The organism is Streptococcus sp. HMSC072D03, assembly GCF_001812855.1.
Classification (GTDB): domain Bacteria; phylum Bacillota; class Bacilli; order Lactobacillales; family Streptococcaceae; genus Streptococcus; species Streptococcus salivarius_D.
In genome coordinates this window covers 1-10,929 of sequence record NZ_KV810633.1, presented here as the reverse complement: position 1 = coordinate 10,929, position 10,929 = coordinate 1, and the positions used below count along the sequence as shown (strand labels likewise).

General features: G+C 37.0%; 12 protein-coding genes and 1 pseudogene. 3 read left to right on the top strand and 10 right to left on the bottom strand.

What is annotated here, in order from left to right:
• Window positions 1-39 precede the first annotated feature (39 nt).
• Window positions 40-450 (top strand): hypothetical protein, encoded by a 411-nt coding sequence (locus HMPREF2877_RS11055; protein ID WP_070578514.1) that lies wholly within the window; start codon window positions 40-42, stop codon window positions 448-450.
• A gap of 499 nt (window positions 451-949) precedes the next feature.
• Here HMPREF2877_RS11055 and HMPREF2877_RS02340 read toward each other — a convergent pair whose 3' ends face one another.
• Complete coding sequence (locus HMPREF2877_RS02340) at window positions 950-1,534, bottom strand: GNAT family N-acetyltransferase (protein ID WP_070578510.1); 585 nt, start codon at window positions 1,532-1,534, stop codon at window positions 950-952.
• Window positions 1,535-1,651: 117 nt separating this feature from the next.
• On the opposite strand from HMPREF2877_RS02340, the pseudogene HMPREF2877_RS11440 reads away from it, so the two are divergent.
• Window positions 1,652-1,708 (top strand): annotated as a pseudogene (locus HMPREF2877_RS11440) (IS3 family transposase); the annotation flags it as partial.
• A 109-nt stretch (window positions 1,709-1,817) separates the two neighbouring features.
• Here the strand turns inward: HMPREF2877_RS11440 and adhP are convergent.
• The 9 genes from adhP to glmS all read right to left on the bottom strand — a co-directional run bounded on the left by adhP (window position 1,818) and on the right by glmS (window position 9,715).
• On the bottom strand, window positions 1,818-2,816 hold the full coding sequence (adhP, locus tag HMPREF2877_RS02335) for an alcohol dehydrogenase AdhP (protein ID WP_070578507.1): 999 nt from the start codon (window positions 2,814-2,816) through the stop codon (window positions 1,818-1,820).
• 135 nt (window positions 2,817-2,951) lie between these two features.
• Window positions 2,952-3,233, bottom strand: a complete 282-nt coding sequence (locus tag HMPREF2877_RS02330; protein WP_002891080.1) for a DUF5960 family protein — start codon at window positions 3,231-3,233, stop codon at window positions 2,952-2,954.
• Window positions 3,211-3,588, bottom strand: coding sequence for a hypothetical protein (locus HMPREF2877_RS02325; protein ID WP_070578503.1), 378 nt, complete (start codon window positions 3,586-3,588; stop codon window positions 3,211-3,213). Before HMPREF2877_RS02325 ends, HMPREF2877_RS02330 begins: the two co-directional genes overlap by 23 nt.
• On the bottom strand, window positions 3,585-5,000 hold the full coding sequence (locus HMPREF2877_RS02320; RefSeq protein ID WP_070578500.1) for a Y-family DNA polymerase: 1,416 nt from the start codon (window positions 4,998-5,000) through the stop codon (window positions 3,585-3,587). Before HMPREF2877_RS02320 ends, HMPREF2877_RS02325 begins: the two co-directional genes overlap by 4 nt.
• 113 nt (window positions 5,001-5,113) lie before the next feature.
• Window positions 5,114-5,965, bottom strand: coding sequence for an amino acid ABC transporter substrate-binding protein (locus tag HMPREF2877_RS02315; RefSeq protein WP_070578497.1), 852 nt, complete (start codon window positions 5,963-5,965; stop codon window positions 5,114-5,116).
• Between the two features lie 12 nt (window positions 5,966-5,977).
• Window positions 5,978-6,607 carry an amino acid ABC transporter ATP-binding protein gene (locus tag HMPREF2877_RS02310; protein ID WP_013990494.1) on the bottom strand — a complete coding sequence of 210 codons (630 nt, stop codon included), beginning with the start codon at window positions 6,605-6,607 and terminating at the stop codon, window positions 5,978-5,980.
• Between the two features lie 8 nt (window positions 6,608-6,615).
• Window positions 6,616-7,257: an amino acid ABC transporter permease gene (locus HMPREF2877_RS02305; RefSeq protein ID WP_002891087.1), complete on the bottom strand. Its 642-nt coding sequence runs from the start codon at window positions 7,255-7,257 to the stop codon at window positions 6,616-6,618.
• 199 nt (window positions 7,258-7,456) lie between these two features.
• The gene (locus HMPREF2877_RS02300) at window positions 7,457-7,789 is read right to left on the bottom strand and encodes a zinc ribbon domain-containing protein YjdM (protein WP_002891088.1); all 333 of its coding nucleotides are present in this window, start codon (window positions 7,787-7,789) and stop codon (window positions 7,457-7,459) included.
• A 117-nt stretch (window positions 7,790-7,906) separates the two neighbouring features.
• Window positions 7,907-9,715 carry a glutamine--fructose-6-phosphate transaminase (isomerizing) gene (glmS, locus tag HMPREF2877_RS02295; protein WP_013990493.1) on the bottom strand — a complete coding sequence of 603 codons (1,809 nt, stop codon included), beginning with the start codon at window positions 9,713-9,715 and terminating at the stop codon, window positions 7,907-7,909.
• A gap of 207 nt (window positions 9,716-9,922) precedes the next feature.
• Here glmS and HMPREF2877_RS02290 point away from each other — a divergent pair, with 207 nt between their 5' ends.
• Entirely contained in the window at window positions 9,923-10,831 is a 909-nt protein-coding gene (locus HMPREF2877_RS02290; protein ID WP_002891090.1) for a LysR family transcriptional regulator, read from the top strand.
• The last annotated feature ends 98 nt before the right edge of the window (window positions 10,832-10,929 follow it).

Below are 10,929 nucleotides of genomic sequence, written 5' to 3'. Positions count from 1 at the left end.
GAAAGTATGCACTTAATTTGACAATTCAAGATATATAATTTGAATCCTGATTTTCACATGCGCCTATCTCAGGACTCAGAAAATCGGTTTGAGGTTGAAGCGTATAGTATGAGCCAAGTCAATTTTAAAATTAGTTGGCTTCGACTTGAGCTACGGTATAGGACGCTTATCATTGACGAACGGCTATTGAACTATTTAGATGGAGGGCGTTCTTTAGTTCCAAGTCCTAATCTATCTCCATTAGCTCCAACAATTCAAGGTGCAAGTTACTACTATTTTTATAAAGATTCTTTAGATTATATATTATTCAAATTTTTAAAAATAGCATTTCCAATTAGTGATTGCTATGCTATTAATGAATTGAAAAATAGTATTATAATCTATGATACAGAAGAAGATAAAAAAGAATACACACTAGCATTCTCAACAACATTTCCGTATCTGACATGAGAAAAATTATAAATTATACTGACAAAGAAATTGAAAGTACTTATAAACTTATTACCTCTAAATTGCCAAAATTAAGTATTGGGCAAATAGGTTATTTATTGAAACAACAGAAGACAACAAAATTACTAAAAGATTTTATAAATAAAGAGATAGAACATAAATAAATATAAAGATAGAATAATAGACGCAATATACTACTAAATATAACGAAAATTTCAGAAAATGGCTTTATAATTTCTGTAGTGGGTAAACCCACTGCGGGATTATAAAACCTAAAAATCTATTCACTATATTTGGTTCCCCACCAAATACCCCACCAGAATTTCTTTCTGGTGGGGATTTTTTATATCTTAATTACAAAAATAAATCAATAAGCAATGTTATGGGGTCAGAAAAATTTTTGCTTTTCTGATGTTCAATACTAACTCTTACATCATACCTAGATAATGGGGTAAAATCAAAACTCTCTGATAGTTATTTATTTGTAAAAAAATTCACTTTAATCATTTGCTATATTTCCTTCATTCACATTTAGCCCATAAATTTCAAAATCATGATAGGATCCATTATAGAACTCGAATTGGGAAATTTCGCTTTCCTTTTTAAAACCTAAACTGATTGGTATAAACTTACTTTTAACATTCTCAACATCTATATAAATCAAAAGCTTATCAATTTTAAATTTGGATGGAATGATTTTTATTAATTCTTTTAATCCCTGCTTTACAAAACCTTGATTTTCATATTTTTCTGATATCCAATATCCAATTTCGGCTTGATATTTTTGTAAATCAATATTATGTATATCTATCATCCCTACTGGTTTCTGATTGATGCAAATTGTTAACATAAATAACTCATTGCGCTCCATTTTTTCTCGTGCATACTTTATAAACGCTTTTTCATTTTTAACACTTTTCATTTCATCCACCCAAGGAAGCCACATAGCAAGACGTTCTCGTTCAGTAGAAACAATCTCATATAACCCTTCACTATGGCTATCGGATATATATAAAAGTTGGCATCGTTTCCCACGTGATTTAAACTCTATGAATAGTTCCGAGTCCAAGTTGGTAGAATCCATTTCATACTCCTTGTTATAAATGATAATATTCTTTAACTCTTTATTTACGAAATCATTATATAACTTTTTTACTACTTTTCAAATGAATAAAATTTTGTCTATCTTTTTGAGGACAGTACATATTACAACAACAAACGAATTAAGGTAAAACTAAAAGGACCTAGTCCTGTATAGTAGAGAACTAAATCCTTCACTTAAATTATTTGTCTAACTTTCTAGTATCAGTTCAAGTTTACACCACCCTACTCTTCACATAGTCAGGATAGCATAGATAGATGTTTGCTTACTTAGTGAAATCCAATACTTTACGTCTTTGAATTTCACCTTTTTCCATTTGATCAAAGACTTCTACTGCTGTATCAACAGGAACAGTTTCAACAACCGGTACTACCAATCCTTGTGCACCGAAGTCGAAGGCTTCTTCTAAGTCTTTACGTGTACCTACAAGAGATCCAACAACACGGATACCATCTAGAACTGTTTTGACAATTGAGAGCTCCATATATTCAGATGGGAGACCAACCGCAACGACTGTTCCACCAGCACGTACACTATCGATAGCCTGGTTGAAAGCAACCTTAGAAACCGCTGTTACAACAGCACTGTGTGTACCACCAGTTTTTTCTTGGATATAGCCTGCTACATCTTCAACTTCTTTACCGTTCACCACTAAATCAGCGCCAGATTCTTTAGCCAAATCAAGTTTATCTTGGTTGATATCAACAGCTACTACTCGTGCATTGAAAACCTTCTTAGCATATTGAATAGCCAAGTTACCTAGTCCTCCAGCACCATAAATAGCTACCCATTGACCAGGTTCAACTTTAGCTTCTTTAATAGCTTTATATGTTGTAACTCCCGCACAAGTAATAGATGAAGCTTGAGCTGGATTAAGTCCTTCTGGAACTTTCACAGCATAGTCACTCATACCACCATCAACACTATAACCAGCATTTTTTACAGAACGACAGAGTGTTTCACGACCAGTTGTACAATATTCACAGTGGCCACATCCTTCGAAGAACCAAGCAATTGATACGCGATCACCTTTTTTAAGTGTCTCAACACCTTCGCCAACTTCTTCAACAATACCAATTCCTTCGTGGCCTAGTATACGACCTGGTACTTGGCCAAAGTCTCCATGAGCTACATGAAGGTCAGTATGGCAAACGCCACAGTACTCAACTTTAACCAAAGCTTGACCATGACCAACTACTGCTGGTTTTTCATGATCAACAACTTCAACACCTGTACTTGCTTGATTAACAACAACTGCTCTCATCTTAATTACCTCCATATGACAACTTTTAACACCTTCATTATAGCGCTTACATAAAGAATTTCTTAGCTTGCAAAACTCTCTATACAAGTTCAATAGTTCAATAAGTACTATTTCTGCTGCTGATATTGCTAAGGTTCAATCATTTCCAAGATATCTATACTGTCTCACAAGTGTCTTGGAATCAACTAGGCTGACTTCAAAATGGAAATAATGATTGCGTCCATCTCTGGCATTCTCTTTATTTAATAGAAAATAATTCTTTTGACTGATAGCCATCTCCCTCATAATATCATCCGTCAAAAAGGTTAAGGGAATATCCATGGCAGAATAGCGATAAAAGTCTTCTTCAAATTTTAAATAGCTATCAGAAAAATAATCAATTTGAAGTTTATCATCATAAATTTTTCTCTTCCTCATCTATGTTTTCAACCCCCAAACTAATTTCTAATATATCCTTTGTTCGAATACATTTATATCGCTTGCAAGATTTTATGATAACTTGATTAAAACCCAAGTCGACCACATAGCCACTACATCTACAGCGCCTACCTTGATCCTTTATCTGGAAATTTCCCAATAATTGACCTGAATAAAGCTGGTTTAATAAAGTAAACTTCTCTAAATCATCCAAATGACTCCTAAAATTTTCTTTAGTCTTATCTTCATGTAGGGAACTTGTATGTTCTGATAAGAAAAAGCCCATCCACTTCATCATTCCCCTATCTTGATGTTCCCTAGCTGATTGAAAGGGAAGGTAACTACGGTCTATCATTTTAAGCCATCTAATCCTCCAGCAGAGTGTCCACCAATAAGCTTACTTCGAGCAAGACTTCTAGATGCCTCCTGTAAAGCAGTTGCTTTTTGAATTGTCGTAAAGCCAAATTCCTGTCGAATACTATCTATAGCTGCCTGAAGTCTTTCTTCTTTATCAATGTCATCTGGATTATCAAATAAAGAAATAATTTGAAGCCTTTCATCTACAAAATTTGCATAAGAGACACTGACACTTCGAACAGCCCCTCCTTGATATTTCTTCCTAAAGAGTTCAATGACATGGCTTATTAGTACTCTTGTATTATTAGCAGGTTCAATCTTCATCTGTGCTTGTAGCGAACGCTTGCCCTCTAACTTTGAAAACCCAATACTAATGGAAACTTGACAAGCTTTCTTATGGGCTCGTCTTAACCTAATAGCTACCTGTTCTGCCATCTCTCTTAGAATCAATTCAATATCAGCTTGACGCTCATAGTCTCGTGGCAAGATTTGGGAATTTCCTAAGCCATGTGACTTTGGTTTATAAGGTTTATGAATATTACTCTCATCAATACCGTTGGCATGAAAAAAGAGGTCTAAGCCCACAATACCTAACTCCTTTTTAAGAGTATCAGGATTGCTATTAGCAAGTTCTCGAATAGAGAAAATCCCCAACTTGTTTAAACGCTTCTCCATCCGCTTTCCAATCCCCCAGAAATCGGTCATATGGGGAATATTCCAAACCTTAGTCTCAACATCTTCATAGGACCAGTTGGCTCTCATAGTAGCCGTATGTTTTGCCTCATTATCAAGAGCTAACTTGGCCAATAAGGGATTGCTGTTAGACATCCCAACTGTCGAGTAAATACCTGTCTCCCTCCAAATATCTCTTTGAATACGCCCTGAAATCATATCTAACTTATCTTTTCTTGTAACTGTTCTATCGTGAATAAAGTAATTCAGTGACGACGTGAGATCAATGAAACCCTCATCAATGGAATAAGGAAGAATATCTTCAACACTGGCATAATTCTGGAAAATGTGTTGAATCTGGATATTCTTTTTTATATAGAGATCCATTCTAGGAGGAACGATAAAGGTAACCTTAGCCCAAGATTCGATGTAATCTACAAAATCTCTATCCGTTGGAAGTCCCTGCTTTTTGGCATTATAATAGTGAAACTTACGAGAATGAATGTCAAAAGGTAAGTCATAAGAACGACTAACATTTGACTTGCCAAAAACCTTCTTAAATATGGGCGAGGAGGCTAGTATCAAGCCATTAGCATTTTCAGCCCTACTCATCACACATAGAGAAGTCTTAAGAGGGTGTAACCCACGTTCAACACACTCTACACTCGCATAGAAAGATTTCATATCTACAAAAGCAATATCACTTTGCGGTTCTCTTGAATAATCAAAATATCCCATGCTCACCCTTTCGTTAGTTTATAAACTAACATTAGTATAAAATATAACTTGTTTTATTTCAAGTATTTTCCACAAAAAAATAACAACATCCCTTCTAGAATGTTGTTATCCTTCTATTTTTTCCCTTTAACTTGGTCGGTGGCAACATCTTCACCAAACCATTTGTCAGAAATCTTTTGGAATTCTCCATTTTTATAAAGGGTTCTAAATCCTTGATTGATTTTTTTAATCAGTGTCTTATCTGCCTTACGAGCACCTACAGCAAAGCTTTCACCCTCATAACCAGCAGGCATGACATTATACTGATCCAGAACTCCTGATTTTTCTAAGTAGTAATTAGCATATACACGGTCAATCAATAGGCCGTCAATACGTCCACTATCAAGGTCAATCAAGGCCTGAGTAAAGGTCGAATATTGGACTGCTTTTTGGTTAGCGACGATATCCTTCAAAATCTTCGGAGAAGCATTGAAAGCATCATAACCGGAAGACCCTGCTTGGGCACCTAAGGTCTTACCTGCCATTCCTGCAACAGAATCAATTTCCGAAGACTTTTTGGTTACCAGTACTTGTTCATTGACCATATAAGGCTCTGTAAAGCCTGCAGACTGCTTACGCTCATCCGTGACCGAGTAACCATTCCAAATGAGATCAATTGTCCCATTCTTCAGTTCTGTTTCTTTCATATCCCAGTCAATAGCCTGCCATTCGACATCAATACCATACAATTTAAAAACTGCAGTGGCAAGATCAATATCAAAACCAACATAGCTACCATCCTTTTCCTCATATCCCATAGGAACAAAGGTCGCATCAAAACCAATTTTGATTTTCTTTTCTTTGGTATAGGTTTGCCACTGGTCTTTCTGAGTTGCAAAATGTGAACGCGAGCTACAAGCTGATAGCACAAACAAAGGCAAAATGACAAGACAGCCTAACAAAATCGTTTTTACTATTTTTTTCATGGAAAATCCTCACTATTTTGGATTGATAGTGACAATCTCATCGGCGATGTGCTGTGCAAACTGCATATCGTGAGTGATAACGATTTGTGTAATCCCAGTCTCACGATTCTGCAAAATCAATTTCTCTACTTCTTGACGTAACTCAGGGTCAAGAGCTGATGTTGGTTCATCATAACCGACAATTTTCGGATCAATCATCATAGCACGCGCAAATGCAACACGTTGTTTTTGTCCCCCAGAAAGAGAGTAAGGATAAGCATTTCCGTGAGCTCCCAGACCTAAACGGTCAAGTAGGGCTTGAGCTTTTTTCTGGGCATCTTCCTTAGACATTCCCATCGTCTTAATTGGCGAAAGCGTTAGGTTGTCTAAGACTGTCAAGTGTGGAAACAGTTGGAAATCTTGGAAGACAAAACCTAACAAGTTACGACTTTCCATCTGATCCAAAGGAATCTCTTCATTTTCATAAATAATTTGTCCTGAATCAATGCTTTCAAGTCCTGCTAGCATACGCAAGAGAGTCGTTTTACCACCACCGGATGGTCCGACAATAGCCAAGATTTTCCCTTCTTCGACAGTTAGGTTATAGTTATCAAAGATTTTGTGTTGACCAAATTGCTTGGAAATATTTTTTAATTCTAACATAAGGTCTCCTATTTATAATAGTTAAATTTCTTTTCGATGTGTTTCGAAGCCACAGTCACCACACCCACAAGGATAAGATAGATAGCTCCAGCCACAAACATCGGTGCTAGGGTCGCATCACGGTTCGCAGCGGTACGACTTTCCAAAAGAAGGTCTCCAACCCCAAGCACATAAACCAATGATGAATCCTTAACCAAGTTAATAATCTCGTTAAAAATACTTGGCAAGACAATCTTAACCACCTGAGGAAGGATAATGTAGCGGATAGTTTGGAAAGGACTAAGTTTAAGCATTTTTGCTGCTTCGTATTGCCCTTTCGGAATAGCCAAGATTCCACCACGGAAAATCTCTGCGAAATAAGCTGCATAATTAAGCGTAAAAGCAAGAATAGCAGCTGGCAGACGATCAAAGACAATCCCAACACTCGGAAGAACGTAATAAACGAAGATCAATTGTAAAAGGAGGGGTGTTCCACGCATAATCCAAACGTAAAGGGTGAGTAACCAATTTAAAGGTTTGAATTTAATCTGCATTAAGAAAGCAAGTACAATCCCTAATGGAATCGACAGTACGATAACAATGAAGAATACTTGAAGTGTGACTACCGCACCGTTCAAAAGGGCTGGTAATACTTCCAAAACGTATGACATATAAACTCCTATAATTATTTAGTATTGTTGAATATTATACCAAATTTTTAAAAAAAATGATATAAGATTTTGAAAATAGTAAAAAGGAGTGCGACTAGACCCATTTTTCAAAATGAGTTCATAGTCACACTCCTGAGAGACATAAATAGTCTGTCCTGAGAAACAAACAATACTTAAGTCTTGCATCTCTAAAGCTTATTTAGATTTTCTTAACAAATTCAGATTTAAGTTTCATAGCACCGAAACCATCAATCTTACAATCAATGTTGTGGTCACCTTCAACCAAACGAATATTTTTAACACGTGTGCCTTGTTTAATATCTTTTGGCGCACCTTTAACTTTCAAATCTTTGATAACTGTAACAGTGTCACCGTCAGCAAGACGTGTGCCATTGCTATCAAGAACCACAAGTCCTTCTTCTTCTGCAACTTCGTTTGGATCCCACTCATAGGCACATTCAGGACATACAAGCAAGATTCCATCTTCATAAACATACTCTGAGTTACATTTTGGACAATTTGGTAATGACATAATTCTCTCCTAAGATTGTGATATAAATACTATTCTACTTTAGATTTCCTAATTAAGCAAGGGTGAAAACGATAAAAACAAACAACATCCCTTACACTGTAAGAGATGTTGGTATTTTTATTCAACAGTAACTGATTTAGCCAAGTTACGTGGTTTATCGACGTCGAGTCCACGATGGAGTGTTGCAAAATAAGCAATCAATTGTGTTGGTACGACCATAGAAATTGGTGACAAGTAAGGGTGAACGTTATTAAGAACGATGTCATCACCTTCTTTAGCAACATTTTCCTCAGCAATAGTCAACACTTTAGCACCACGTGCTGCCACCTCTTGGATGTTACCACGAGTATGGCTAGCAAGAACAGCGTCAGACAAGAGCGCAATAACAGGTGTACCATCTTCGATCAAAGCAATCGTTCCGTGTTTCAACTCACCTGCTGCAAAACCTTCACATTGGATATATGAGATTTCTTTCAATTTAAGACTAGCTTCCATCGCAACGTAGTAATCTTGACCACGACCAATGTAGAAAGCATTACGTGTTTCTGCAAGAAGAGCTGCCACTTTCTCGTCAATGACTTCTTTTTCAGAGAGTGTTGATTCGATAGATTGTGCTACAAGTGACAATTCATGTACCAAGTCGAAAGCTTTAGCTTTTTCATTACCATTAGCCTCACCGACTGCTTTAGCCAAGAAGGCAAGAGCCGCAATCTGAGCAGTGTAAGCTTTAGTAGAAGCTACGGCAATTTCTGGGCCAGCATGAAGAAGCATTGTATGGTCAGCTTCACGAGAAAGAGTAGATCCCGGAACGTTTGTCACTGTCAAACTTGGAATCCCCAACTCGTTAGCTTTAACAAGAACCTGACGGCTATCTGCTGTTTCACCTGATTGGCTAATAAAGACAAAGAGAGGTTTCTTGCTAAGGAGTGGCATACCATAACCCCACTCAGAAGAAATACCAAGCTCAACTGGTGTATCTGTCAACTCTTCAAGCATCTTCTTAGAAGCAAAACCAGCATGATATGATGTTCCTGCCGCAAGAATATAGATACGATCAGCCTCTTGAACAGCCTTGATAATATCAGCATCTACAGTCACTTGCCCCTTATCATCTGTGTAGGCTTGGATAAGCTTACGCATCACTGTTGGTTGCTCATCGATTTCTTTGAGCATGTAGTAAGGGTATGTGCCTTTACCAATATCAGATAGGTCAAGTTCAGCTGTATAGCTATCACGTTCTTTTACATTGCCATCATAATCTTGAACTTCAACACTATCAGCTTTCACGATAACTAACTCTTGATCGTGAATTTCCATGTATTGATTAGTTTCGCGAATCATAGCCATGGCATCTGAGCAGACCATGTTATAGCCATCACCAAGACCAATCAAAAGTGGAGATTTGTTTTTTGCCACGTAAATTGTTGAGGCATCTTCAGAATCCATGAGGGCAAAGGCATATGATCCACGGATAATGTGAAGAGCTTTCTTGAATGCTTCAAGAGTTGACAAACCATCTTCTTCAACAAATTTTCCAATCAAGTGAACTGCAATTTCAGTATCGGTTTGACCTTTGAAATGGTGACCAGAAAGGTATTCTTCTTTAATTTCAAGATAGTTTTCAATAACACCATTGTGAACCAAAACGAAACGTTCTGTTTCTGAGCGGTGTGGGTGAGCATTGTCCTCTGTTGGTTTACCATGAGTTGCCCAACGAGTATGTCCAATACCGGCTGTACCTTCTACTCCTTCAGTTTTAGCAGCAAGTTCCGCAATACGGCCAACAGCCTTAACTAATTGACTAGATGCATCGCCAGCTACAAAGATACCAGCTGAATCATAACCACGGTATTCTAGCTTTTCAAGTCCTTGAGTCAAGATATCAGTTGCATTTGTGTTACCTACAACACCAACAATTCCACACATATTTTTAATAATAACCTCAAATCAAAGAGGTCATGTCTCCTTTATTTAAAATTGGTATAGTCAATAAGCTCTTTAAAAAGCTTGACGAGGACAGTATATTCCATATATTTGACATTGTCAAGTATAAAAATTGGTATAGTCCTAAAAAGACCTTTTACTCGCCTCTTATCCTAAGGAATAATCCTTAAAATATGCTATAATAAGGCTATGCGAATTCAACAATTACATTATATTATCAAAATCGTCGAAACCGGCTCAATGAATGAAGCCGCAAAACAACTTTTCATCACACAACCAAGTCTTTCAAATGCTGTTCGTGACTTGGAAAGAGAAATGGGAATTGATATCTTTATCCGTAACCCTAAAGGAATCACCTTAACCAAGGATGGCGTTGAATTTCTCTCTTATGCCCGTCAGGTAGTGGAACAAACGAATCTCTTGGAAGAACGTTACAAGAGTCACACAGAAACACGTGAATTGTTTAGTGTTTCCTCTCAACACTACGCTTTTGTTGTCAATGCTTTCGTCTCACTTCTCAAAAGAGCTGATATGACACGTTACGAACTCTTCTTACGTGAAACACGTACTTACGAAATTATTGAGGACGTTAAGAACTTCCGTTCAGAAATTGGTGTTCTCTTCCTTAACAGCTATAACCGAGATGTCTTGACTAAGATGTTTGACGACAACCGTCTCACATATACCAGTCTCTTCAAAGCTAGACCACATATCTTTGTCAGCAAGTCAAATCCCTTGGCTAAGCATGAAGTTGTTTCTTTAGAAGATTTAGAAGACTTCCCATACCTTAGTTACGACCAAGGGATTCATAATTCCTTCTACTATTCTGAAGAAATCCTCTCTCAGATTCCCCATAAAAAATCCATCGTGGTTTCAGACCGCGCGACACTCTTCAACCTATTAATTGGTTTGGATGGTTACACCATTGCTACAGGTATTTTAAATAGTAATTTGAATGGAGATAACATTGTCTCTATCCCGCTTGATATTGATGATGAAATTGATATTGTTTACTTGAAGCATGAAAAGGCAACCCTCTCTAAAATGGGAGAAAAATTCCTAGATAACCTCGTTAAAGAAGTCACTTTTGACAACTAATAGATGTTAGTCCCCAGCACAGAATGTTGGGGACTTTTTATCACCTAAACTGTCCAATTTAGTGCACAAAAAAAGGCTCTATAATTTCTGTAGTGGGT

What these genes read in the sequence shown, in the direction of transcription:
- glmS (WP_013990493.1), bottom strand. Translation starts at nt 9,715, where the DNA reads ATGTGTGGAATTGTTGGTGTTGTAGGTAACACAAATGCAACTGATATC.
- HMPREF2877_RS02330 (WP_002891080.1), bottom strand. Translation starts at nt 3,233, where the DNA reads ATGAGGAAGAGAAAAATTTATGATGATAAACTTCAAATTGATTATTTT.
- HMPREF2877_RS02315 (WP_070578497.1), bottom strand. Translation starts at nt 5,965, where the DNA reads ATGAAAAAAATAGTAAAAACGATTTTGTTAGGCTGTCTTGTCATTTTG.
- HMPREF2877_RS02290 (WP_002891090.1), top strand. Translation starts at nt 9,923, where the DNA reads ATGCGAATTCAACAATTACATTATATTATCAAAATCGTCGAAACCGGC.
- HMPREF2877_RS02340 (WP_070578510.1), bottom strand. Translation starts at nt 1,534, where the DNA reads ATGGATTCTACCAACTTGGACTCGGAACTATTCATAGAGTTTAAATCA.
- HMPREF2877_RS02320 (WP_070578500.1), bottom strand. Translation starts at nt 5,000, where the DNA reads ATGGGATATTTTGATTATTCAAGAGAACCGCAAAGTGATATTGCTTTT.
- HMPREF2877_RS02310 (WP_013990494.1), bottom strand. Translation starts at nt 6,607, where the DNA reads ATGTTAGAATTAAAAAATATTTCCAAGCAATTTGGTCAACACAAAATC.
- HMPREF2877_RS02305 (WP_002891087.1), bottom strand. Translation starts at nt 7,257, where the DNA reads ATGTCATACGTTTTGGAAGTATTACCAGCCCTTTTGAACGGTGCGGTA.
- adhP (WP_070578507.1), bottom strand. Translation starts at nt 2,816, where the DNA reads ATGAGAGCAGTTGTTGTTAATCAAGCAAGTACAGGTGTTGAAGTTGTT.
- HMPREF2877_RS02300 (WP_002891088.1), bottom strand. Translation starts at nt 7,789, where the DNA reads ATGTCATTACCAAATTGTCCAAAATGTAACTCAGAGTATGTTTATGAA.
- HMPREF2877_RS02325 (WP_070578503.1), bottom strand. Translation starts at nt 3,588, where the DNA reads ATGATAGACCGTAGTTACCTTCCCTTTCAATCAGCTAGGGAACATCAA.